Consider the following 24,983-nt stretch of genomic DNA (forward strand, 5'->3'; position numbering starts at 1 on the left):
GTCATTATACCCCCAAAAAAACCGTTTGCGGTCGTCGGGGGGTTGCCCGCTAAACCCCCAACCGGGGTGTGGGGGTAAACCGGGTTCTTCTTCCTCCGGGGCAACCCCCCGCTCCTACGGGATGGTGGGATCTTCAGGGTTGTTCAGCTTAGGTTCAGGCAATTAGCAATAACTACCATATGAGAATGAGTTTCATCATGTTACAAATTAGCACCCTATCTAATTACTCCCCGGTGCTGAATGCTCGTTCCTTTTCTGATCATGCTGCGCGAAGGCATCGAAGCCGCGTTGATCGTTGGCATTATCGCCAGTTACCTCAAGCAGACCGGTCGTGGCCAATGGATGCCGGCAGTGTGGATCGGGGTATTCCTCGCCGCTGCATTGGCCCTGCTGGTCGGCGGTGGCCTGGAACTGGTCAGTGCCGAGTTCCCGCAAAAGCAGCAAGAGCTGTTTGAAGGCGTGGTCGGTTTGCTGGCCGTCGGCATCCTCAGTTCCATGGTGTTCTGGATGCGCAAGGTGGCGCGTTCGATCAAGCATTCGCTGCACGTTTCCCTCGATCAGGCGCTGACCGGTTCCAGGCATCAGGTGACCGCGCTGATCGCCATGGTGTTTTTCGCCGTCGCCCGGGAAGGCCTGGAAACGGTGTTCTTCCTGCTCGCCGTATTCCAGCAGAGCGAAGGCCCGGCGGCACCGATCGGCGCCCTGCTCGGCCTGATCCTGGCGATCATCGTCGGCTTCCTGATTTACACCGGCAGCATGCGCCTGAATCTCTCGGCGTTCTTCCGCTGGACCGGTCTGTTCATTCTGGTGGTGGCCGCCGGGATTCTCGCCAACTCGGTGCAAGCCCTGCATGAAGCCGGCGTGTGGAATCACCTGCAAACCGTGCTCTTCGACTTCAGCGCCACGCTGCCGATGGACGGCCCGTTGGGCTCGGTGCTGGCCGGAATGTTCGGCTACCAGGATGCGCCGACCGTCAGCACCCTCGGGGCGTATCTGCTTTATCTGTTGGTGGCGCTGGTGATGTTTTTTCTCCCGGCGGCCACGCCCGCGCAAACACCCTCTTCCGTTTCCAGCCAATAAGGGCCTTCATGTCAACGCCAGTTCCTCCAGTGGCTTCACCTCCGCGCGCCTTGCGCTGGGCGGTAGCCGGATCGGTGATCGTGATGATCGCCGCCGGCGGCCTGTTCTACTACGCCTCGAAAATGGCCGCCGCCAAGCGCCAGAGCAACCACGACCAAGTGCTGGTCACCATTCACCCGCACAGCTGCGAACCGAATGCGCTGACGGTTCCGGCCGGGCGTGCCAGTTTTCGCATCGTCAACGGCTCGAACCGTGCCGTCGAATGGGAAATTCTTGACGGCGTGCTGGTGGTCGAAGAACGCGAGAACATCGCCCCCGGCCTGAGCCAGGTGATCAACGCCAACCTGTTGCCCGGCGACTACGCCATCACTTGCGGCTTACTGAGCAACCCACGCGGCACCTTGCACGTCACCTCGACCGCCGCTTCCGATGCGGCAGCCAAGGCACGTCCGTCGATGGTGGCGTTCATTGGTCCGCTGTCGGAATTTCGCGTGTACCTGAGCAGCCAGAGCACCGCGCTGATCAAAGCCGTTGCCGCCCTTGAGCAAGCGATCGAAGCCGGCGACCTGAGCCAGGCGCAAGCCTTGTATGTGCCGGCGCGCGCGGCCTATCAACGATTGGCTCCAGCGGCCCAGCGCCTGGCGGAACTGGACAACGCGATCAACGCCCGCGCCGATTACTTCGATAAGCGCGAGCAGGATCCGGGCTTCGTCGGCTTCCACCGTCTCGAATACGCGCTGTTCCAACAACGCAACCTCGACGGTCTGACGCCCGTTGCCCAGCGCCTGAGCATCGATGTCGTCAATCTCAAACAGCAACTGCTGGCCCAGTCGCTGCCACCGGAGCAACTGGTGAGCATGCTGGTGCGCAACCTCAACAGCCTCGCCGAGGTACGCGCCAGCAGCGGTGAAGAAGAACGCTACAGCCACACCGACCTGAACGGCTTCGCCGCCAACCTCGACGCGACCCGCAAAGTCGTCGAGCTGTTGCGACCATTGCTGAGCAAATCCGCCGCTGCACTGCTGGCGAAAATCGACAGCGCGATCACGGCCTTCGACGCCGAGCTCAACGGTTTCAAGGTCAAGAATGGCTACGCCAGCTACGACACTGTCAGCGCCGAACAGCGCAAACGTATCGCCGACAAGGCCAAGGTTCTGGCCGATGCACTCGATGGAATCGATCCCGCCCTTGGCCTTTCCGGCCTGTAAGCAGAAGACCTCAGACAGATGAACGACTCAGAACAGTTTTCGGCACAACGCCGTCGCGTATTGATGGGCATGGGAGCCGCCGGTGTGGCGTTAGCCGGTTCGGCCCTGAGTTGCCCGGCCATGGCCGCCAGCCCCGCGCAAGTCACCGAAGCACCGAGCAGCGACAAGACCGAAGACCGCCACGCCTTCCACGGCCAGCACCAGACCGGCATCGTCACCCCTCGCCCGACGTCGGGCATGCTGGTGTCGTTCGACGTATTGGCCAGCGACCGCGCAGACCTGGAGCGACTGTTTCGCACGCTCAACGAGCGTATCGCGTTCCTGATGCAGGGCGGTCCGGTGGCGCAGGTAGACCCCAAACTGCCGCCGCTGGACTCGGGGATTCTTGGCCCGGTGGTCACACCGGACAACCTGACCATCACCGTATCGGTGGGCGAGTCGCTGTTCGACGAGCGCTTCGGTCTGGCCGGCGCCAAGCCCAAGCGGTTGATCCGCATGGTCGGTTTCCCCAACGACGCACTGGAAGCCGACTGCTGCCACGGCGACCTGAGCTTGCAGTTCTGCTCCAACACCGCCGACACCAACATCCACGCCCTGCGCGACATCGTGAAAAACCTGCCGGACCTGTTACTGGTGCGCTGGAAACAGGAAGGCAGCGTGCCGCCGCAAGCCCCAGCGAAACCCGGTGTGCCGGCGCAGAGCGCACGCAATTTCCTGGGTTTTCGCGACGGCTCGGCCAACCCCGACTCCAACGACGCCAAGGCCATGGACAGCATCGTCTGGGTCCAGCCCGGCAGCGACGAACCAGCCTGGGCGGTCAATGGCAGCTATCAGGCGGTGCGGATCATCCGCAACTTCGTCGAACGCTGGGACCGCACGCCGCTGCAAGAACAGCAAAGCATTATCGGCCGGGTCAAGAGCACCGGCGCCCCGATGGATGGCGAGCACGAAACCCAAGTCCCGGACTACGCCAAAGACCCGCAAGGCAAGCTGACCAAACTCGATGCTCACATCCGCCTGGCCAACCCGCGCACTACCGCGACCCAGGCCAACCTGATCCTGCGTCGGCCGTTCAACTACTCCAACGGCGTGAACAAGAACGGTCAGCTGGACATGGGTCTGCTGTTCATCTGTTACCAGGCAGATTTGCAAAAAGGCTTCATCACCGTGCAAACCCGACTCAACGGCGAGCCGTTGGAGGAATACCTGAAACCGGTTGGCGGCGGGTACTTCTTCACCCTGCCCGGCGTGACTGGCGACAAGGATTTCATCGGTCGCTCGCTTCTGAATGCCACACAACCCAAAGCCTAAGTCTGACCCTTACAACTCCACGGAACCGTCCCATGAAAAAGTCGCCCCTCGCGTTACTGCTGACCCTTGGTTTGCTCAACACCCCGTTTTCGGCTTTCGCGGCGGCGGCGCCGCTGGAGTTGGTGGAGCCGATCTCGGACTACAAGATCTACGTCACTGAACAACTGGATGAACTCGCCAGCCACACTCAGCAATTCACCGATGCAGTGAAAAAAGGCGACCTGGCCACCGCGAAAAAGCTCTACGCACCGACCCGCGCTTATTACGAGTCGATCGAACCGATTGCCGAGCTGTTCAGTGACCTCGATGCGTCCATCGACTCGCGGGTCGACGACCACGAAAAAGGCGTGAAGGCCGAAGACTTCACCGGTTTCCATCGCATCGAATATTCATTGTTTTCAGAGAACAGCACCCGGGGTCTGGGCAAGCTGGCTGACGGTTTGAACAAAGACGTGAAAGACCTGCAAACCCGCGTCGCCGGCCTGACCTTCCCACCGGAAAAAGTCGTCGGCGGCGCCGCTGCGCTGCTTGAAGAAGTGGCCGCCACCAAGATATCCGGCGAGGAAGATCGCTACAGCCACACCGACCTCTATGACTTCCAGGGCAACATCGACGGCGCGAAGAAAATCGTCGACCTGTTCCGTCCGCAGATCGAAAAGCAAGACGCGGCGTTCATGGCCAAAGTCGACAAGAACTTCGCTACGGTGAACAAGACGTTAGCCAAGTACAAAACCACGGGGGGTGGTTTTGAAACGTATGACAAGGTGAAGGACAGCGACCGCAAAGCGCTGGTCGGGCCGGTGAATACACTGGCTGAGGATTTGTCGATGTTGCGGGGGAAGTTGGGGTTGAACTGAATATCGGCGTTGTCTGTGAAAAGATCGCAGCCTTCGGCGGCGCCCACAGGCGCGGAGCTGCCGAAGGCTGCAATCTTTGCTTTTGAACCCTACAAAATCCGATACAACAACCGCTCGATCCGCACCCGACTCACACGCTTGAGAAACTTGGCCACTCCCGCCGGGTAATCCGGTAGCGTTTGCAGATCCAGGTAACGCTCAATACGGCGGGTGTGCTGGAAAATCTCCGCCAGTTCCTTGCCACGTGGCTCCAGCAACTCGCCTTTCGGATCATCAATCAGCAACGCGTTTTCCAGGTCGAGACGGAACGCCCGTGGATTGAGGTTGTTGCCGGTCAGCAAGGTGTAGCGCTGATCGATCCACATGCCCTTGAGGTGATAGGTGTTGTCACCGTCCTTCCACAGATGCAGGTTCAGCTTGCCGCTGTCGATGCTGCGCTGATGACGCTTGGCGAAACGTCGCAGGCTGATTTCGTAGAGGTATGGCAGCGCTGAGATCACCTTGAACGGCTCGCTGGGCGGGATGTAGAAATCGTTGGCGGTCTTGTCGCCGACGATGATGTCGATCTTCACGCCGCGAGCAAGAGCCCGATTGATTTCCCGGGTCACCGCCAGCGGCAGGTTGAAGTACGGCGTGCAGATGGTCAGCTGATGCTGCGCACTGGCAATCAGCTCGCAGATCACCCGACTCAACGGGTTGTTCTTGCCCACACCGAGCAACGGACTGACCGATAAACCGCCCTTTGCCGTGCTGCCCGCCGTGGTGTCATACGCCGCGTGCTTGAGACGGCTGCGCAGGTCGCCGATGTCGTGGCGCAGACTGCGGGTGGTCGGCAGGTTCGGCAGGTCGAGGCGATGCACCGCTTTGGAAGTGATCAAACCGTGCTGGATCAGGTGATGCATCGAATCGGCCAGCGCCTGATTCTGCAGCAGGTGATAACGGTCGAAGCGGTACTTGTCGAATTTGTGCAGGTAAACGTTGTTCAGGCTCGCGCCGCTGTAGATCACGCAATCGTCGATCACGAAGCCCTTCAAATGCAGCACGCCGAACAGCTCGCGGGTCTGCACCGGCACGCCGTACACCGGCACTTCGCTTTCGTGGGTGCGGGTGGTTTCCTGATACCAGGCCGAGTTGCCCGGTTGCTTGCCGGCACCGATCAAGCCGCGCTGGGCGCGCAGCCAGTCCACAACCACCACCACGTCCAGTTCCGGACGCGCCAGTTTGGCCGCGTGCAGCGCATCGAGGATTTCCTGGCCGGCCTCATCCTGTTGCAGGTACAGCGCAACGATGTAGATACGCCGGGTCGCCTGAGCGATTTTTTCCAGCAGGCAACGACGGAACTCGGCAGCGCCAGAGAGGATGGTGACGGCATCGGCGGTCAGCGGAAAACTGCGCAATTTAGGCAGCAGAGAACGTTTGAAAAGCAACGGCATAGGGCTCGCAAAGGGTCGAATCCGAAGAGCCTGAGAGCTTACACCATGGATGGGTTTGGGTCTTGTTACTGTCTGTAAAGACCCCGCACCGATCGTTCCCATGCGCAGCAAAGGAATCCATCTCGTGAGGCTCTGCGTCACATTAACGCTGGACGCGGAGCGCCCATGGCGGCGTTCCCGCGCAGAGCGTGGGAACGATCACTGAAAAAAACGTTGACCAAGGAGAACGATCATTCTACTGTTAGCCACATGAACGAAATCACTAGCAACGACACACGCGACATCATTCTGGATGTCACCGAAAAGTTGATCTACAAAAGTGGCATCGCTGCCACCGGCATGGATCTTCTGGTGAAAACCGCCGGCGTCTCCAGAAAAAGTATTTACCGCTACTTCGCCAACAAGGAGGAGCTGGTCGTCGCGGCCCTGCAACGCCGCGATGTGCGCTGGATGCACTGGTACCGGAGCGAAGTCGGCAAGGCCCAAACCCCGGCCGAGCGGCTGCTCAACCTGTTTACCGTGCTCAAGGCCTGGTTCGCCTCCGAAGGCTTCCGCGGCTGCGCATTCATCAACACCAGCGGCGAAACCGGCGACCCGCAAGACCCGGTTCGCCTGGTCGCCAAAGACCACAAACAGAAGCTGCTCGACTACGTGCGCGAGCTCTGTACCGAACATGGCGCAACAGACCCGGAGACGCTGGCCAGACAGCTGCTGATCCTGATCGACGGTGCCATTACCGTAGCGCTTGTGACGGGTGATCACAGTGCCGCCGATAATGCGCAATGCATGGCGCGAAAGTTATTGGACCTGTAACACTTTAAATAAGCCCGACAACTTGCTTGAACGTTAATTTGATAGGGAGACTTAATATGTCTACTGCCGAAGTTCGTCCGCCATTGCCGCCGTTTACCCGTGAATCGGCCATCGAAAAAGTTCGCCTGGCCGAAGACGGCTGGAACTCCCGTGATCCGGAACGGGTGTCCCTGGCCTACACACTGGACACCCAGTGGCGTAACCGCGCCGAGTTCGCCCACAACCGCGAAGAAGCCAAAGCTTTCCTGACCCGCAAATGGGCCAAGGAACTGGACTACCGGCTGATCAAGGAACTCTGGGCCCATGGCGACAACCGCATCGCCGTGCGTTACGCCTACGAATGGCACGACGACTCGGGCAACTGGTTCCGTTCCTACGGCAACGAGAACTGGGAGTTCGACGAGAACGGCCTGATGTTCAACCGCTACGCCTGCATCAACGACATGCCGATCAAGGAAAGCGAGCGCAAGTTCCATTGGCCGCTGGGTCGCCGGCCGGATGATCACCCAGGTCTCTCCGATCTGGGCCTGTAAACACAATCCCCCCTGTAGGAGCTGCCGCAGGCTGCGATCTTTTGACTTTGCCTTTTTAAGATCAAAAGATCGCAGGCTTCGCCAGCTCCTACGGGGACCGTGTACAGCCATGACAATTTGGCTGTGTATGCATTGCGCCAGACAGGTCGCCGCATAAGTTGGATATGAGTAAGATACCGGCCTTTCCCGCAGCCCTCTTCTGCGCCCTGCCGAATAAGCCCCATTCCATGCCTTTCGAACTCAGCGTTGACCTCACTACCCTGGCCGTTCTGGCTCTCGTCGCTTTCATTGCCGGTTTCATTGACGCCATCGCTGGCGGCGGCGGTCTATTGACCACCCCGGCACTGCTGACCGCCGGCCTGCCGCCGCATCTGGTACTGGGCACCAACAAACTCAGTTCCACCTTCGGCTCGGCCACCGCCAGTTTCACCTTCTACCGGCGCAAGCTGTTTCATCCACGGCAATGGATGCACGCCATCGTCGGCACGTTGGTTGGTGCGCTCAGCGGCGCCATCGTCGCTCATTATTTGCCGGCGGAATGGCTGAACAAGATGCTGCCGGTAATTGTGTTCGCCTGCGGCCTATACCTGTTGTTCGGCGGCACACCGAAAGCGCCGCTGGACAGCGATGCACCGATCAAGAAAAAGTGGCAATCGAGTCAAGGCTTCAGCCTCGGTTTCTATGACGGCGTGGCCGGCCCGGGAACGGGGGCGTTCTGGACCGTCAGCAGCCTGCTGCTCTACCCCATCGACCTGGTCAAGGCCAGCGGCGTGGCACGCAGCATGAACTTCGTCAGCAACATTGCGGCGCTGTCGGTGTTCATTTTTTCCGGGCAAGTGGACTGGGTCATCGGCCTGAGCATGGGCCTGTCGGTGATGGTCGGCGCCTTCTTCGGCGCACGCACCGCCATCAGCGGCGGTGCGAAATTCATTCGTCCGGTGTTCATTACGGTGGTGCTCGGTCTGACCGTGCGCCTAGCCTGGCAGCACTGGTTCAGCGTGGCCTAAGCGCCGCGCCACGTAGACGTCGATCAGGTAGCGGGCAATCGAGCGTGACGCCGGCAACGGCGGCAGCTCGTGCACGTTGAACCACTGGGCGTCTTCGATCTCGTCTTCCTGACAGACAATCTCGCCACCGGCGTACTCGGCATGAAAACCGAGCATCATCGAATGCGGGAACGGCCAGCACTGACTGCCCATGTACTGGATGTTCTTGACCTCGATCTGCACCTCTTCGCGAACCTCGCGAATCAGGCAATCTTCGGCCGACTCACCCGGCTCGGCAAACCCCGCCAACGTGCTGTAGACCCCAGTGACAAAACGCGGTGAACGAGCCAGCAGAACCTCGTCGCCACGGGTCACCAGCACAATCATGCTCGGCGAAATACGCGGGTAGCTGCGTAAATCGCACGGTTCGCAGTACATTGCCCGCTCGCGCGGCACCTGGATCATCGCCTGCCCGCAGTTGCCGCAAAAGCGGTGCTCACGGGCCCAGGTACCGATTTGCGCGGCATAGCCCAGAACCTTGTAGACGGTGTGATCGCCCTCGAGCATGAACGCCCGCAGGCCTTTCCAGTTACAGCCCGGCACGTCGCTGTGACTGCGCAGTTCCAGCAGGTAGACCGGTTCGCCATCCAGGTGACCGATGCCGTGCTCGGCGAGAATCGACAAGTCCTGACGCTTGAGCCATTCCCGTGGAAACAGCGCGCCATTGTCATCGAACAAAAAGCCTTCGGGGCTGCGCGCCACGGCCCAGCCGCCGGGTTGATCGGTGTCCAGTACTGCGGTGGTCCAGCGTGAAGTCATGGTTAATCAATCCAGAAATTCGGGTTTCTGTTTGCTCATATGGGCGGCCATGGCCACGCGCAGATCGGTGGACTGCAGCATGGCGGCGTTCCACGTGGCGACGTATTCGAGGCCGTCGTCGATGCGATGGTCGCGCATGTAGCTGATCATCTCTTTGGTGCCGGTGATGGCAATCGGCGACTTGCCGGCGATTTCGCGGGCAATCCCCATCACGCCTTCAAGCAGGCTGGCGGTGTCGCTGTAGACGCGATTGACCAGGCCAATGTTACGCGCTTCTTCGGCGCCAAAGGTGCGACCAGTGTAAGCCAGTTCACGCAGCATGCCGTCACCGATGATCCGCGGCAAGCGTTGCAAAGTGCCAACATCGGCCGCCATGCCGATATCGATTTCCTTGATGGAAAATTGCGCGTCCTCGGCCGCGTAACGCATGTCGCAGGCGGAAATCAGGTCGATGGCGCCGCCCAGGCAATAACCCTGCACCGCCGCCAGCACCGGTTTGCGGCAGTTGTCGACGGCGTTGAACGACGCTTGCAATGCCAGGATCTTGCGCCGCAGCAGGCGCGCATTGCGGCCGACGTCCTTGCCCAGCTCATTGGCCACACCGGCGAGCATCATCAGGTCGATGCCGGAAGAAAAATGCTTGCCAGCGCCACTGAGCACCACCACCCGGACTTCATCGGTGTCGTCGACCCACTGGAAAATCTCGATGATCTCGCTCCAGAACGCGGCGTTCATCGAGTTGATCTTGTCCGGGCGGTTGATCTGCACATGGGCGATGTTATCGGCCAGTTCGACGCTGAAGGCGGTGTATTGAGACATGGCAGTGATCCTTTACCGGGCAAAAAATGAGGCCCGAACTATAACAAGGCATCTGTGTCGGCAGTAAGGCAGCGGTTCGGCCAAATGCGGGACTGGCTTCTGGATTTTTAGCCTTTGCTCGCGATTGGCCGCACCGCCGAAATTGTTAGAAACCGTCTTGGCGCGTGAACACAGATGTCACTATGCTTGCGCCTGACTTTCCAAGGAGGAACCCTACCCATGCCGATTTCTTCACGCGCTGCCTTACTGGTCATCGACGTACAAAACGACTTCATTCCGGGCGGTCAATTGCCGGTGCCGGAGGGTGACCTGATTGTGCCCCTGATTAATCGTCTGGGTCGCCAGTTCAAACAGGTCGTCATTGCCCAGGACTGGCACCCGCCCGGCCACGCCTCGTTCGCTTCCAGCCACCCTGGGCGTAAGCCTTACGACGTGATTCAGTTGCCTTACGGTGAACAGACGCTGTGGCCGGAGCATTGTGTTCGCGCCACACCCGGCGCCGAGTTCCACCCGGAGCTGGACCTGCCCCACGCCCAATTAATCATCCGCAAGGGCTGCAACCCGGACATCGACAGTTATTCGGCATTTCTGGAGGCGGATCGAACCACAACCACCGGTTTGGCCGGATACCTGAAAGAACGCGGCATCGACACGGTTTACATGGTCGGGCTGGCACTGGATTTCTGCGTGATGTTCTCCGCGTTGGATGCGCGGGCGGCAGGGTTCAATGCGTTTGTGGTGATGGATGCTTGCCGGGCGATTGATCTGGAAGGGTCGCTGGCGGCGGCGATTGAGCGGATGCAGGTGGCGGGGGTCGGGTTGATTCCATCAACCGAAATACTGGGTTCCTGCGGCTAGTGGTGCCCTGTGGCGAGGGGGCTTGCCCCCGTTCGGCTGCGAAGCAGTCGCAAATCTTGCCCCACCCCGCGATGTAACTGAAAAGATGCAGGGGGCCGCTTCGCGACCCAACGGGGGCAAGCCCCCTCGCCACAGGGATGTCGCAAGATTCAGGCGGGGGTTGGCAACCAAAGCCTGAACCGCGCCCCACCCAGCGGCGACGCTTGCGCAGTCAGCGTGCCGCCCTGCGCTTCCAGTGCTCGGCGGCTGATTGCCAGCCCCAGGCCAAACCCGCCTGTGGCGCGATCCCGACTGCGATCCAGCCGATAGAACGGCTCAAAGATCCGCTCCCGCTCCTCCTCCGGAATGCCGATGCCATCGTCGTCCACCCAGATCTCACAGCCTTTGGCGCACACCTGCACACCAATCTGAATCCGCTTCTCGCAATAGCGCATGGCGTTGCGCAGCAGGTTCTGGATCGCCCGGGCGGTCAATCGCGGGTCCAGCGAGAAGCGTTCGAGCTGACCGTGCAGCAGCACATCAATGACGATTTCCGGTGACTCAAGCTCTTCATCGACGCTGCCCAAAATACTGTCGATGAATTCATCCAGCGACACCTCGACCTGTTCCGGCAGCCGCGCCGGGTTTTGCAGGCGGCTGTAGGACAGCAACTCCAGCACCAGTTCATCCAGTTCGCGAATGTGCGCGACCAGGCCTTGCAGACGCTCGCGACTGGTGGCCGGCAAGTCGTCGGACAGCGCCAGGGCGAGGCCGAAATCCAGCCGCGTCAACGGCGTGCGCAATTCGTGGGACACGGCGTTGAGCAAGTCGCGCTGCTGGTTGAGCAGGTTTTCGATGTCGCCGGCCATGGTGTCGAACACATTGGCCAGGCTGCCAATGTTGGAGCTGGGGGAAATCTGCGTGCGCTCGCTCAGGTGGCCCTTGCCGAAGCGTTCGGCGGTACTTTTGAGACGTTCCAGGTCGCGCCAGTGCGGGCGCAGCCACAACAACAGGCAGCCCAGCATCGTCGCACCAATCAGCACGTTGATGCTCCAGTACAACCAACTGACATCCGTGGGGTCCGGTGGCACGACCATTTCCACCACCATCTGCTCGTTCAACGGTGTCACCGCCAGGGTGCGCCAGCCCCAGTCGCCGATGCGTACCACGTTCTCCCCGCGCTGCAAGCGTTCGCGCTCATCCAGGGTAAATTCGGCATCGTCGTTGCGGGCCAAAATGATGTGCAGCGGCTGGAACTCCTTGTCCATCTCCATCGCCAACGCCGGCCACTGCTCGACAGGCACCGTACGAAACTGTTTGACGATCAGCGTTTGCAAGCCTCGGGAATAATCGAGGTTGTAGGTCACAAAGCGCTCATGAAAAGCCTTGATCACCAGATCCGGCACCAGGTAGATCGCCGCGCTGAATGAAACGATGGTCACCAGATACAGACGAAACAGGATTCTGAACATGGTTCAGCATTCCCACTCGGAGCGGCTGAACAGGTAGCCCTTGCCCCACACGGTCTTGATCTTGCGCGCCTCGCCGGCGTGATCGTCGAACTTGCGTCGCAGTTTGGAGATGGCCACATCCACCGAGCGGTCGGTGCCGTTGAATTCGATACCGCGCAGGCGTTGCAGAATCTGGTCGCGGCTCAGCACCTCGCCGGCATGCCGGGCCAGCACCACCAGCAGGTTGTATTCGCCGCTGGACAACTCGACCAGTTGCTCGCGCCAGGTCACGGTGCGCTCGGACAGATCGATGCACAGGTTGCCCATGAGAATGCGGTCATTAGCGGTCTGCGGTTCGCTGAGGCTGCTGCGGCGCAACAGCGTGCGTACGCGGGCCAACAACACACGGGGCTCGCAGGGTTTGGTGACGTAGTCGTCGGCACCCATTTCCAGGCCCAGCACCTGATCGTGGCTGTCGTCACGAGCAGTGAGCATCAGGATCGGCAACGTCGCCGAATCGGCCCGCAGCAAGCGGCATACCTGCAAGCCATCGAGCCCCGGCAACATCAGATCGAGAATCACCAGGTCCGGCGGACTGACCCGCGCGCGTTCGCGTACATGATCGCCGCGGCTGATCACGCTGACGGAATAACCGTTGCGTTCCAGGTAGCTGGCAATCAGTTCCGAGAGTGCGGTGTCGTCTTCGACCAGGAGGATGTTGGGCATGGGTGTTTCCAGAAAGTGCTGTGGCGACTGGCGGGGGGCCATCGCGGGCTTGCCCGCGATGGCGGCATAACCGTCGCAAAAAGTTTCAGGCTGCGAAGGATATACGCCCTCACGCACACGCGAGCAAAACCCTTACACAATTTCACACAGCACCTACAAAGCTTCACCGCTACCCTCGTCGACTCCCCGTAGGATGCGGGTAGTCATTATTGGGGTATTTCCATGTCAAAGAACCTGCTTGCCACACTCAGCCTGATTGCCCTGGCGTTGACACTGAGTGCTTGTGACCAGTCTTCGACCGCCGAAGAACAAGCACCGCTGGCCACTGTGCGCATCGAAACCATCGAAGCCCGACCGCTGTCGATCAGCAGCGAACTGAGCGGGCGGATCGCTGCGCCGCGCATTGCCGAAGTGCGCGCCCGGGTCGCCGGCGTGGTGTTGCAGCGGGTCTTCCGCGAAGGCAGCGACGTGAATAAAGGCGACGTTCTGTTCCGTATCGACCCGGCCCCCTTCAAGGCCGACCTGGACAGCGCCGAAGCCGCGCTGCGCAAGGCCGAAGCCAACGCATTCCAGGCCAGATTGCAGGAGCAGCGTTACGCCCAGTTGATCGAAGGCAATGCCATCAGCGCTCAGGACTACGACAATGCCCGCGCCAACGCCCGGCAGTCCGCCGCCGATGTCGCCGCCAACAAAGCCGCGGTGGAGCGGGCGAAACTGAACCTCGGTTATGCCACCGTCACCGCGCCGATTTCCGGGCGCATCGGCCGCGCGCTGGTGACTGAAGGCGCGTTGGTGGGGCAGAACGAAACCACGCCGCTGGCGCTGATCCAACAGTTGAACCCGATCCACGCCGACCTGACCCAATCGACCCGTGAACTCAACGACCTGCGCCGGGCCTTCCGTTCCGGCCAACTGAAGGAAGTGGGCCAAGGCCAGGCCAAAGCCACGCTGATCCAGGACGACGGCAGCCTTTATCCATTGCCCGGCAAGTTGTTGTTCACCGACATCACCGTCGACCCGGGCACCGGTCAGATCATTCTGCGCAGCGAGTTCCCCAACCCCGACCTCGACCTACTGCCGGGCAGCTTCGTGCGCGTGCGTCTGGAGCAAGCGTTCAATCAGCAAGGCATCAGCGTGCCGCAACGGGCCATTCAGCGTGACAGCGCCGGTGTCGCCCAAGTGCTACTGCTCGACGCCGAGCAGCGAGTCGGCCAGCAACCGGTAGAGCTGGGCGCGGTGCAGAACGATCGCTGGATCGTCACCCGCGGCCTCAAGCCCGGCGACCGCATCGTCACTGAAGGCCTGCAACACGCGCGCCCCGGTGAAAAAGTCCAGATCGACAACACCCCTCTTCCACTTGCCCAGGTTTCTGGTCAGTAAGCAGGACGCTTTTTATGCCGCAGTTCTTTATCGACCGCCCGGTATTCGCCTGGGTAGTTGCCTTGTTCATCCTGCTGGCCGGTGCGTTGGCCATTGGGCAGTTACCGGTGGCGCAGTACCCGAACGTTGCGCCACCGAAAGTCGAAATCTACGCCACCTACCCCGGCGCTTCGGCGCAGACCGTGGACCAAAGCGTGGTCAGCCTGATCGAGGGAGAACTCAACGGCGCCGACCATCTGCTGTACTTCGAATCCCAGAGCAGCCTCGGCAGCGCCACCATCACCGCGACGTTCCAGCCGGGCACCAATCCGGAAATGGCCCAGGTCGATGTGCAAAACCGCCTCAAAGCGGTTGAGTCGCGCCTGCCTCAGGCAGTCACCCAGCAAGGTTTGCAGGTGGAGAAAGTCTCCGCCGGTTTCCTGTTGCTGATCACCCTCACCTCCAGCGACGGCAAGCTCGATGACGTGGCGCTCAGCGATTACCTGGCGCGCAACGTGATGAACGAGATCAAGCGTCTGGACGGCGTCGGCAAGGCCCAGTTGTACGGCGCCGAGCGGGCGATGCGGATCTGGATCGACCCGCAGAAGCTGATCGGCTTCAACCTGACCCCGGCTGACGTCAACGCCGCTATCGTCGCGCAGAACGCTCAGGTTTCCGCGGGCAGCATCGGCGACTTGCCGACCCGTACCACTCAGGAAATCACCGCGACCGTTCTGGTCAAAGGCCAATTGTCGACACCTGAAGAATTCGCCGACATCGTGCTCAAGGCCAATCCTGACGGCTCCAACGTGCGCATCCGTGATGTAGCGCGGGTCGAGATCGGCAGCCAGGAATATCAGTTCTCCACACGCCTGAACGGCAAACCGTCCACCGCCGTCAGTGTGCAACTGTCGCCGGGGGCTAATGCCCTGAGTACCGCAACCCTGGTGCGGGCGAAAATGGACGAACTGGCGCGCTATTTCCCTGCCGGTGTCGAATACAAGATTCCGTACGACACTTCGCCCTTCGTCAAAGTCTCGATCACCAAGGTGATCTATACCCTCGGCGAGGCAATGGTGCTGGTGTTTGCGGTGATGTTCCTGTTCCTGCAGAACATCCGCTACACGCTGATCCCGACGCTGGTGGTGCCGGTGGCGTTGATGGGCACGTTTGCGACCATGCTCGCGCTGGGCTTCTCGATCAACGTGCTGACCATGTTTGGCATGGTGCTGGCGATCGGCATCCTGGTGGACGACGCGATTGTGGTGGTGGAGAACGTCGAACGAATCATGGCCACCGAGGGCCTGTCGCCCAAGGAAGCGACGCGCAAGGCGATGAAGCAGATCACCGGCGCGATCATCGGCATCACCCTGGTGCTGGTGGCGGTGTTCATTCCGATGGCGTTCATGCAGGGCTCGGTCGGGGTGATTTACCAACAGTTCTCGCTGTCCATGGCCACGTCGATCCTGTTCTCGGCATTCCTCGCCCTGACTTTGACCCCGGCACTGTGTGCAACGCTGCTCAAGCCAATTGCCAAGGGCGAACATCACGAGAAAGCCGGATTCTTTGGCTGGTTCAACCGTGGATTCGAGCGTTTGACCGAGCGTTATCAAGGCTGGGTCGCCTATGCGCTGAAACGAACAGGCCGTTATCTGCTGATCTACGGCGTATTGCTGATCGGTCTGGGGCTGTGTTTCAGTCGCCTGCCCTCCTCGTTCCTGCCGGTTGAAGACCAGGGTTACACCATCACCGATATTCAACTGCCACCCGGTGCGAGCAAGAATCGCACGATAAATGTGGTGGAGCAGATCGAAGCACACAACGCCACCGAACCGGGTGTCGGCGACAGCACAGTGATTCTCGGCTTCAGTTTTTCCGGTAGCGGGCAGAACGCCGCGCTGGCGTTCACCACGCTCAAGGACTGGTCGGATCGGGGCAGCGACGACTCGGCGAGTTCCATCGCCGATCGCGCCAACATCGCGCTGAGCCATATCAAGGATGCCATGGCTTTCTCGGTGCTGCCGCCGCCGGTTGACGGTCTCGGCACCTCCAGCGGTTTCGAGTTCCGCTTGCAGGACCGTGGCGGCCTCGGCCATGCCACGCTGATGAAAGCGCGCAGCGAATTGCTCGCCGCCGCCGAGAAAAGCCCGATCCTGATGAATGTGCGCGAAAGTGCCTTGGCCGAAGCGCCGCAGGTTCAGCTGGAAGTCGACCGCAAACAGGCCAACGCCCTGGGCATATCCTTTGCCGACATTGGCAATGTGCTGTCCACGGCGGTCGGTTCGGCCTACATCAACGACTTTCCCAACCAGGGGCGAATGCAGCGAGTGGTGGTCCAGGCTGAAGGCGATCAACGCAGCCAGGTCGCCGATCTGCTGAAAATTCACGTACGCAACAACGCTGAAAAAATGGTGCCGCTGTCGGCCTTCGTTCGGGCCAACTGGACTCAGGGCCCGGCGCAATTGACCCGATACAACGGCTACCCGGCCATCAGCATTTCCGGCGAGCCTTCGCCCGGTCACAGCACCGGCGAAGCCATGGCAGAAATCGAACGGCTGGTAGCGCAAGGCCCGGCAGGGTTGGGTCAGGAATGGACCGGGTTGTCGTTGCAGGAACGCTTGTCCGGCAGTCAGGCGCCGATTCTGCTCGGGCTGTCGCTGCTGATCGTGTTCCTGTGCCTGGCGGCGCTGTATGAGAGTTGGTCGATTCCGACTTCGGTGCTGCTGGTGGTGCCGCTGGGTGTGCTCGGCGCGGTCCTGGCTGTGACCCTGCGCGGGATGCCCAATGACGTGTTCTTCAAGGTCGGGCTGATCACCATCATTGGCCTGTCGGCGAAGAACGCGATCCTGATCATCGAGTTCGCCAAGAGCCTGTACGACGAAGGCCATGACCTGATCGACGCCACCCTGCAAGCCGCACGCCTGCGGTTGCGGCCGATTGTCATGACGTCGCTGGCGTTCATCCTCGGCGTGGTGCCGTTGGCAATTGCCACCGGGGCCAGTTCGGCGAGCCAGCAAGCCATCGGCACCGGGGTGATCGGCGGGATGATCACCGCGACGCTGGCGGTGGTGTTCGTACCGGTGTTTTTTGTGGTGGTGATGAAACTGGTGCGCAAACGCCATAAGGACACCTAACCAACAACACATCCCCTGTAGGAGCGAGGCTTGCCCGCGAAGAGGCCGTCACATTCAACATTAATGTCGACTGACACACCGCCTTCGCGGGCAAGCCTCGCTCCTACAGGGGGCGTGTCGTTGTGGTCACAACGGACAACGCTGGGCTATGGTGTTTGCAAAGCCCAGACGCATCGAGCCTCCATGCCCCTACTTGCCCGCACCCACCCTCGCCTGTCCGCCGCTGCCACACTCGGCATCGCGGCAGGCATTCTCGCCCCGGCCGATTCGATCATCAGCAAAATCCTCATCGGCTGGAACGCCGGGGTCTGGACGTATCTGGTGCTGATGCTTTGGCTCACCATGCGGGCCAAGGCCCCGGACGTGAAACGCATTGCCGAGGTCGAAGATGAAAACGCCGGTCTGGTGTTGCTGCTGGTGTGCATCGCGGCACTGGCCAGCCTCGGGACCATCACCTTCGAACTCGCCGGCAGCAGGGACCTGGAAACCGCCCGTAAACTGCTGCGCTACGGTTTCACCGCATTGACGGTGATCGGTTCATGGCTACTGATCGGGGTGATTTTCAGCGTGCACTATGCCCGGCTGTATTACACCTGGAACGGCAAGGAACCGGCGCTGCGTTTTGCCGAGGGGCTGACAACCCCTAATTACTGGGACTTTCTGTACTTTTCGTTCACCATCGGCGTGGCGGTGCAGACCGCAGATGTGGGCGTCGCCACGCGGGACTTGCGCAAGATCGTACTGGCGCAGTCGTTGATCGGGTTTGTGTTCAATACGGCGATTTTGGGGTTTTCGATCAATATTGCGGCGGGATTGTTTGGCTGAAACTGATTTGTGCACAAGCTTCAAAGCGGTGGTCGCATCGTTGTATAGACGAAAGCGCTATAAGTGCGTATCAACGCGAAACAGCAAGCGCTACAGCTTCATATTGCGCCCATAAATACCAGCCGCTGTAAACTGTCAACAATGACAGTTTACAGCTTGTCCCCAAACAGGCTTTTATAGTTCATCCAGGATTAGGGTCGGTCACGGCCTTTGGATACCTTACTTAAAGTAACGGAGACCGAATCCATGAACGCAGTGATCAAACGAACCAGCTTTGCCCCAGGCAATTATGTGAATGCCTCGGCTTTCGCAAACACTGATAAAGATTTTCCTGAGTTTATCGCCACTTCCCGGCTCATCGACAGGGTAAAGACAGGTATCAACAAAACTGAAGCCGTGCTGATTACAGCAATTGACCGGCCAGCTTCAAAAACAAGAGCAAAAAGTTCGCCCGCTCGAGAACTACACATGTCCATTCCCGCGAACGGCGAAACTGGCATCTTTCTATTGAAAAGTCGTGATGATGTCAGCGCCAGCTTTATAGACGCTGACAACACAATTTATGAAGCTGTTTCGGGCAAGATCGAGGTGGAGTCGGCCGCGGGAGAGAATATCAAGGGCAAATTCAACATTGATCTCGAGCTACCGGGGACCGAGGGAAAAACCTTTATTCTTAAGGGAGAATTCCAGGTATTGAAGGCTGGATAATCCGTTCTGATGCCAATAAAAAGGGAAGCCGAAGCTTCCCTTTTTATTTAGCGTTTAAAACTTGTAATGCGCCCCCATATTGACACCGATGTCCTTGGTGACATTGTCACCTTTACTGGTATCCAGTTCAGCATGGAGTTGCCAGCGATCATTCAATGTCCAGGAGGCACCTGCCCCCACTTCGAACCGGCTACCGGACAGGTCATTGTTGAATTTGTTATCGTTGACTCGAACTTCGTTGTTTTTCACAAACTCATGAACGACGGCTGCGCGAACATGTGGTTGCAGTACGCTGCCATTGGACAGTGTCATACCGCGTCCCAACGTCACGCCCACCTTGCCCAGCATGGAGCGCGTCGTATCGGCGTCAGCCTGCAAACCGTTTTCCAGGCTGAAGTCTTTTCCTTGAACCGAGGCCGCCTGCCACTGTGTAAACAGTTCTGCGTAATACCCGTCCTTGATATCGATGTGCTTACCAAACTCGACCGACGCGCTGGCTCCCAGATTGTTGTAGTTGCCCTCGGTTCTGGCGCCATCGCTCATCGTCACCTTGGCATCGTTGCGGAAATGATTGAGTTTGGCCACGGTGTCCAGGTAGTAGCCGCTATCACCCAACCAGGTGCCGTAGACGCCGAGAGAGGTACTATCAATTTCGCCGGAGCTGCCGCGACTCAAGTCGAGGTTCGACTTGCTATAACCGGCAAACACACCCAGCAACACACGCTCGCCTGCGATCTGTACCGGGGTATCGACACCGATGGACAGACCATATTGGTTCTGACTGTAACCATCGCCGTAAGCGTTATTGCTGATGCTGTATCGATTCCCGTAAGAGCGAACCCACCCGCCCGTCTGCCCACCATTCACCCGCAAGTCGCCCATGCGATTGTTCAGCGAAGCCATTTCGCCATAGATTACCGTGGGCGCGGTGCCGAACATCGCCAATACCGAGCGGGTCGGTGTGCTGACGACTTCTTTATCGGGTTGCAGGTACCAGTCATCACCTTCCTTGACCAGACGGTAGGTGAACGCGCCGACATCGACACGATTGTTGACAAGGCCGTATTGAGCACTCCCGGCGACGCTCTGCACCACCTTGATCGATGAATCATTGACCGGATCGAGGCCAGTGCTGGACACCAGTAATTGATGATTACCAGCAGCGCTGCCGGTGACGTTCAACAGATCGCTGATGCCCTTATTGAAATCAGTGCCCATCTCGAACGTACCACTGCCCGCCAGATTGGCCACATTCAACTGGAAGTATTCCTGATTCCCCCCTAACCGCACCCTGCCTCCATTGTTCAGCGTGAGGTTGTTCACCGACTGGCTGTCGGTCATCTGCCATAGCGCCTGATTGTTGATCGAGAAGTTGGCGACATTGTTCACCTGACCGGTCAGGCTGGCACCATTGTCCAATGTCAGACCGGAAACGCTGTTCGCAGCGGCCGATACATTACCCGTCATCACGCTCTGGTTATTGATCGATACATTGGCGACATCTTGCAAGTTGCCGGTGTGCGTGGACGCGTTGTCGATCACTACACTTGAGGCCCCCAGCACATTGCCGGTCATCCGCGCCTGATTGTTGAGGGTTGCGCTGGTAACGTTCTGCAAGTCACCGGTCAACGACGCATTGTTTTGCAAGGTGACGTTGGCCGAACTGCCTGAAGCCACCAAGACATTGCCAGTCAAGTTACTGTTATCAACGAGAAAACTGGCCGAGGCGCCAGTGCCGACTTCGAGCAGAGTATTGTTACCGCCGACCAGTGTCGATCCATTACGTACCTCGATGTTGGCCACGGTTGGAAAGTTCGGAGCATTGATGCCGACAACGATGGCCGAACCGGTTTGGCCTTCTACGCGGGTGCTGTCCAGCACGATAGATGAAGGAATGACCGTTGATGCCAATGTGTCAGTACCCACAGTCAAGCCATTGAGGCCACCCGTGATCGTACTGCCGCTGGCAGACAGTGAGCCCTCGAGCAGGCGAATCCCGAAACTGTTGGCGCCAGTACCTTCGACGGTGGAATTCTGAATATTTAGCTCACTGAAACGGTTGCCCGCGATCCCCCCTAGCAGACCTCGAACAACACTGTTGTTACGCAGGGTTACTTGGGAGCCGCCGATGCTTGAGACGCCTCGTACGGCCGATATGCCAATCCCTGACACACTGGTGACCGTTGAACCATTCAGCGTAGCGGTGGCGTTAGTCAGGAAAATGCCTTGTGAAAAACCTCCCTCTCCCGCGGAGGTGACTGTTGAGTTGGTCAGGTCAATCAACCCACCCGCTGAACTGGTGATACCGAGCGTGGTGGTACCTGAGCCGCTTAATATGGCATTGGTTTCAAGTTGCCAGTTATCCAGTGGTGTACTGGAATCGATGGACTGACTGGTACCCGCCGGGACGGTGGCAGCCTGGGCCAGCGATGAATTCAACAGCAGGGGCACAAACGACAATACCCAGATGCTGATCGATGTTTTGTGAAAGGGGAATACTGGTCTTGACGACATAGATGAGTCCTACCCGATTACATTCCGTCAGGAACGAGTCTCTGACTCAAGATAATGCGCGAGCCAGACTAATGAACGGCCGCCAGACTACGGTTTACCCATCCCGCGATATGTAGGATAAATCTGCATACATGTACGACTTATCCCCTTTTCTTGTACGAGGCTCCGTATCTGAACATATAGAACTTGGCTTCCACTGATGAAGACGACAACTTCTGTCGCCGTCATCAGTAGGAAGATTTACTTGAAGTGCTGATTAAGGCGTTGGTTCAGGACGTTCCTGCTCGCAATACACCAGACTGGAGTTCAAGAGCGCCACAGCAACGGTGACCTGTGACTCGATACCGTTGACCCTATAAGCAATACGCGCATATCGGGTGACAGGTCGTTGTCCAGGGATGGTGCTCGGCAACTGAATTTCTCTGATTTTTGCGTAATCCGTCAGTCTGAACTCCAGCACGCCCGTCGCTGGCATAGTTGCCGAAGCGGTGATGAGTGTGTTGGGAATGGGAGCGGCACCCACCGCGTTGCTTACCCGTCCTTCGAACTCCAGGTCCACCGTGGCGCCAGTCGGGATATTGGCGTCGCGCAGGATTCTGATCCGCAGGTTGCGCGTCTGATAAGGCGGCATGGGCCCATTCGCCACAACCGGGTGGTTAAGGCTCGGACAGTTGATACTGGTAACGACTCGCTCCGGCACCGACGCAGATGTTGTACGGAAAGCTGAAACAATAATTTGTGGCGCAGGCAAGTTGATCACGATGGCCGTCACGTCAACCTTTGTCGTAATCAACTGCCTCATCACGTTGGCGCTACCAGGGTACTCGATTGTCAGGTAAGCCTCTCTGGGATTGCCACCTGCGACAGTGCCGTTCCCCTCAGCCCGAATCGTGTCCCAAGGCAATGTGGTGGTGACGGTTGTATCGCCTACCCGCACCGGTACGGGATCGCCAACCTGTTTGCCCTGATAGTAGAACTTGACGATCTCACGCCCTGTTACAGGTCGATTGATGGCAGTCCAGATAAGCCAAATCATGGTTGCCGCAACACCTGCTTGTGCCGGCCCCAGTGTATTGGGGGCTGGTGCTGGCGTGCCTGCGCCCTGTACCACTACCGGCGCAATGTTAGGGTTCTCCAGTTCCGGCAGGTTAGGTTGTTCCGGTCCGGCATAAGCGAAGTCACATATACCGAATGCAGACGGCGAAACCGGATTGGGCGTAATGGTGGGGCGACTCAGTTCATACCAATATTCGAACTCCACTTCGTCGGCGCTATTGGCGTCGCCAAAGACATCGGCCAAGGTCGCGTAATCCAGTTCGAATGTCAGTGGGCCGGGTGTGCCGGCTGGCGGAATCGCTTTTTCCGGCAAGGCAATTGGCCCGCCACCCACGATTGAATCGGAGGTGATGTACGGGATGATTCGGTCACCTGGAAGCGAGTTAAGCGGATAATCGATTTCCATGATGGCTCGGGTCGGTGCGGGATCCACCGTCGAGAAGGTAATGGGTATACGGCCAGTGGTTCCAGTTACCGGAATTCTTGGAACGTCGAGTACCGGTGCCGGTGTTTTGACCCTTTTGAACAGCGTGGTAATGGCAGCGTTGTTGCTGATGTTCCCCGGCAAATCTGTGAGGTTGTAGGAGTAAAAGTATGTCCCTTCAGCCAGGGCCGTCAGGAAAGCAAGCGTGATATTGATAACCCCGCCTACGGACAATGGGCCGTTGAATGCAGGCGGTTCAGCCAGCATCAATGGAAAGGTCGTCTGGGTGGAGATGCAGAAGATACAATTATCGTTGCCCGCTTCAAACTTCTGATAGGCGGTGGGAATAGTAAGGTTCAATCCCCCGGCATTGGCGGGGTCGTTCAACCAGGCATCGTCGATGACTGCCGGAACAGTACCTCCCAAGGTCAGCAGAACCGGTCTTGGCCCCGTACCATTAGGCCCGCCGGGTTGCCGTTGGTAAGGCGCGGTCAAATCGACCAAGGACTGGGCGAATGGACCGGAAGTATCGCTGTTATCAAATGCGTCATAAACGATGAATGCCCATTCGTAGGATGTGTAGTCACCGCTCGCATGAAATCTCTCGATAAGTTTGTCGACGGGCACATCGAACTCTATCGGGTATGTCCAGTCGCCTCCTGCTTGATTAATTTTGAGTTTTGTCCCAACCACATAGGTTGGATCAAACTCAACAGGAACTACACCTTCAGGGAATAAATGAAGTTCAACCCTTGCCCCCCCTTCAGGACTTTTGTCATCAATATCCGCCAACTGCACCTTTACAAGTCGGTCTTCTCTGAGTTGCTTATGAGTGAGCCTGCCATCCGCCAACTGGCCGACAATTGTTGGAGGCAAAGCAAAAATACCACCCATTTTAACTTGCATATTCATTTTCGTAGACTCCATCGATGAGTTTGTCATTGAACTGTCAACGTTATTGCCCGATGGAGAACCGCGCGACGGCAAACTGCATGCTCCTGGCTTTGACGTTTTGCAACTTTCGATACGATGAAACGGTAAAACATCTACAACAGTTGAACCCAATCCTCCCAGCCAATTTGGACCACAAGAAATACTTTCGCCCGGAACGCCCCGATCAATTTTCACTAAACCTTGCGGCGACTTTCCTAGTGCAATGCCATTTCGATAAAGCGTGTAACGGGCCAATGCCGATGCATTCTTTTCCATCGGCTTTATGTATTGTTCGTATTTATCGCTCTCCAGCTTGAAATCGAACCCAAGCTCGGAACTGGCTTCATCTCGCGTCAATTTTTTAGTGAGTCGCAGTGCCGTATTAGGAATCGGACCGCTGCCATTCAGGCTAGTGAAGCCTTCCCAATCCAAAACGCATTCATCATTCTCGGCAAACCGCCCTGGTTGTGCGGGCACACGCACTAATACCGCCTCCCACAACTTCGGTTGCGAACTGCAATTGAGATACCCCCACAGGGTGGCGCTGGGAAATCGCGGTTCGGTCAGGTTGACGGGGATCTCACGCCTGACAATGAAATGTTGCGGCAATGAACTATCGGGGTTCCCGGTATCTTCGGCCGTAACCCTATAGGTCAGGATGATTTCTCCATCGAGTTGCAAGTATTGCGCCGGCAGCGGGACAGAGGTTGGAAACATCACCGGCACGGGAAAACGGTTACTGTAAAAAAGCGTCTCGGCAGTTGCCCCTGGCTCGAGGATCCAGATCTCCAGCAAATCGCCATTGCCCGGTTTGACCGAAGGTGCGGGCCAAGGGGGAATTCGCAGTGTCACGCCATTGAGGTGCGCGTCCGGCGGAAGCACCGTGTCGGCACCGACACCGTCAATGCTTAATGGCGCGGCGAGTATTCCGATGGGTGTTGTCGTGCTCATCCGCCGTTCTCCAGAGGCCTTGAAAACCCTTTGCTCCGGGAGAAATTAAACGCAGTAATCGCGATCTCGCCTACTGTCAGATCTGACAGGTTTAACTACCGCTGGTCGGAATACTCCGGTCCTGTCGTCGGGTTCAGGCCTTTTCAAGCTTGACGAGCCGATGGGTTATGCGATTATCTGAAACCGGTTTCAGGCCTTGCGCTCGC

Annotated in this window: 19 protein-coding genes; 12 read left to right on the forward strand and 7 right to left on the reverse strand. The window is 58.6% G+C overall.

Going from position 1 to position 24,983, the window contains the following annotated elements; translation table 11 throughout:
* Window positions 1-240: 240 nt before the first annotated feature.
* Genes efeU through efeO (ACCC96_RS27245) form a run of 4 tightly spaced genes read left to right on the forward strand, consistent with a single transcriptional unit; the run spans window position 241 to window position 4,456 of the window.
* The gene (gene efeU / locus ACCC96_RS27230) at window positions 241-1,080 is read left to right on the forward strand and encodes an iron uptake transporter permease EfeU (protein WP_413697423.1); all 840 of its coding nucleotides are present in this window, start codon (window positions 241-243) and stop codon (window positions 1,078-1,080) included.
* An 8-nt stretch (window positions 1,081-1,088) separates the two neighbouring features.
* Window positions 1,089-2,288, forward strand: a complete 1,200-nt coding sequence (gene efeO, locus ACCC96_RS27235) for an iron uptake system protein EfeO (RefSeq protein ID WP_413697424.1) — start codon at window positions 1,089-1,091, stop codon at window positions 2,286-2,288.
* Window positions 2,289-2,306: 18 nt separating this feature from the next.
* Entirely contained in the window at window positions 2,307-3,599 is a 1,293-nt protein-coding gene (efeB, locus tag ACCC96_RS27240; protein WP_413697425.1) for an iron uptake transporter deferrochelatase/peroxidase subunit, read from the forward strand.
* A gap of 32 nt (window positions 3,600-3,631) precedes the next feature.
* The gene (efeO, locus tag ACCC96_RS27245; protein WP_413697426.1) at window positions 3,632-4,456 is read left to right on the forward strand and encodes an iron uptake system protein EfeO; all 825 of its coding nucleotides are present in this window, start codon (window positions 3,632-3,634) and stop codon (window positions 4,454-4,456) included.
* An 89-nt stretch (window positions 4,457-4,545) separates the two neighbouring features.
* On the opposite strand, the gene pssA is transcribed toward efeO (ACCC96_RS27245), so the two are convergent.
* Window positions 4,546-5,889, reverse strand: a complete 1,344-nt coding sequence (gene pssA / locus ACCC96_RS27250) for a CDP-diacylglycerol--serine O-phosphatidyltransferase (RefSeq protein WP_413697427.1) — start codon at window positions 5,887-5,889, stop codon at window positions 4,546-4,548.
* 249 nt (window positions 5,890-6,138) lie between these two features.
* Here pssA and ACCC96_RS27255 point away from each other — a divergent pair, with 249 nt between their 5' ends.
* The 3 genes from ACCC96_RS27255 (at window position 6,139) to ACCC96_RS27265 (ending at window position 8,242) form a co-directional block, all read left to right on the forward strand.
* A complete protein-coding gene (locus tag ACCC96_RS27255) occupies window positions 6,139-6,702 on the forward strand; it encodes a TetR/AcrR family transcriptional regulator (protein ID WP_413697428.1) in 564 nt (187 codons plus the stop codon).
* 56 nt (window positions 6,703-6,758) lie between these two features.
* A complete protein-coding gene (locus ACCC96_RS27260) occupies window positions 6,759-7,235 on the forward strand; it encodes a DUF1348 family protein (protein ID WP_105346099.1) in 477 nt (158 codons plus the stop codon).
* A gap of 227 nt (window positions 7,236-7,462) precedes the next feature.
* On the forward strand, window positions 7,463-8,242 hold the full coding sequence (locus tag ACCC96_RS27265) for a TSUP family transporter (RefSeq protein WP_019649649.1): 780 nt from the start codon (window positions 7,463-7,465) through the stop codon (window positions 8,240-8,242).
* On the opposite strand, the gene nudC is transcribed toward ACCC96_RS27265, so the two are convergent.
* The gene (gene nudC, locus ACCC96_RS27270) at window positions 8,210-9,040 is read right to left on the reverse strand and encodes an NAD(+) diphosphatase (protein WP_028940637.1); all 831 of its coding nucleotides are present in this window, start codon (window positions 9,038-9,040) and stop codon (window positions 8,210-8,212) included. The genes ACCC96_RS27265 and nudC overlap by 33 nt on opposite strands.
* Window positions 9,041-9,046: 6 nt before the next feature.
* Window positions 9,047-9,859: a crotonase/enoyl-CoA hydratase family protein gene (locus ACCC96_RS27275; protein WP_086944326.1), complete on the reverse strand. Its 813-nt coding sequence runs from the start codon at window positions 9,857-9,859 to the stop codon at window positions 9,047-9,049.
* Window positions 9,860-10,078: 219 nt separating this feature from the next.
* Between ACCC96_RS27275 and pncA the strand changes: the two genes are divergently transcribed.
* Window positions 10,079-10,717, forward strand: a complete 639-nt coding sequence (pncA, locus tag ACCC96_RS27280; RefSeq protein ID WP_413697429.1) for a bifunctional nicotinamidase/pyrazinamidase — start codon at window positions 10,079-10,081, stop codon at window positions 10,715-10,717.
* Window positions 10,718-10,866: 149 nt separating this feature from the next.
* Here the strand turns inward: pncA and ACCC96_RS27285 are convergent, their stop codons facing one another.
* Both ACCC96_RS27285 and ACCC96_RS27290 read right to left on the reverse strand, forming a co-directional pair.
* Window positions 10,867-12,168: an ATP-binding protein gene (locus tag ACCC96_RS27285; protein WP_413697430.1), complete on the reverse strand. Its 1,302-nt coding sequence runs from the start codon at window positions 12,166-12,168 to the stop codon at window positions 10,867-10,869.
* Between the two features lie 3 nt (window positions 12,169-12,171).
* Window positions 12,172-12,873 (reverse strand): response regulator transcription factor, encoded by a 702-nt coding sequence (locus tag ACCC96_RS27290; RefSeq protein WP_007939075.1) that lies wholly within the window; start codon window positions 12,871-12,873, stop codon window positions 12,172-12,174.
* Window positions 12,874-13,095: 222 nt separating this feature from the next.
* On the opposite strand from ACCC96_RS27290, the gene ACCC96_RS27295 reads away from it, so the two are divergent.
* From ACCC96_RS27295 to ACCC96_RS27310, 4 genes are all read left to right on the forward strand, one after another.
* A complete protein-coding gene (locus ACCC96_RS27295) occupies window positions 13,096-14,253 on the forward strand; it encodes an efflux RND transporter periplasmic adaptor subunit (protein WP_413697431.1) in 1,158 nt (385 codons plus the stop codon).
* Between the two features lie 14 nt (window positions 14,254-14,267).
* On the forward strand, window positions 14,268-17,366 hold the full coding sequence (locus ACCC96_RS27300; protein WP_413697432.1) for a multidrug efflux RND transporter permease subunit: 3,099 nt from the start codon (window positions 14,268-14,270) through the stop codon (window positions 17,364-17,366).
* Between the two features lie 183 nt (window positions 17,367-17,549).
* Complete coding sequence (locus ACCC96_RS27305) at window positions 17,550-18,191, forward strand: DUF1345 domain-containing protein (RefSeq protein WP_413697433.1); 642 nt, start codon at window positions 17,550-17,552, stop codon at window positions 18,189-18,191.
* Between the two features lie 246 nt (window positions 18,192-18,437).
* Complete coding sequence (locus tag ACCC96_RS27310) at window positions 18,438-18,899, forward strand: hypothetical protein (RefSeq protein WP_413697434.1); 462 nt, start codon at window positions 18,438-18,440, stop codon at window positions 18,897-18,899.
* Window positions 18,900-18,953: 54 nt separating this feature from the next.
* Here ACCC96_RS27310 and ACCC96_RS27315 read toward each other — a convergent pair whose 3' ends face one another.
* Both ACCC96_RS27315 and ACCC96_RS27320 read right to left on the reverse strand, forming a co-directional pair.
* Window positions 18,954-21,350, reverse strand: a complete 2,397-nt coding sequence (locus ACCC96_RS27315) for an autotransporter outer membrane beta-barrel domain-containing protein (protein WP_413697435.1) — start codon at window positions 21,348-21,350, stop codon at window positions 18,954-18,956.
* Between the two features lie 319 nt (window positions 21,351-21,669).
* Window positions 21,670-24,777 carry a hypothetical protein gene (locus ACCC96_RS27320; RefSeq protein WP_413697436.1) on the reverse strand — a complete coding sequence of 1,036 codons (3,108 nt, stop codon included), beginning with the start codon at window positions 24,775-24,777 and terminating at the stop codon, window positions 21,670-21,672.
* Between the last annotated feature and the right edge of the window lie 206 nt (window positions 24,778-24,983).

The sequence above is a fragment of the Pseudomonas sp. Pseusp11 genome, assembly GCF_047304405.1.
GTDB lineage: Bacteria > Pseudomonadota > Gammaproteobacteria > Pseudomonadales > Pseudomonadaceae > Aquipseudomonas.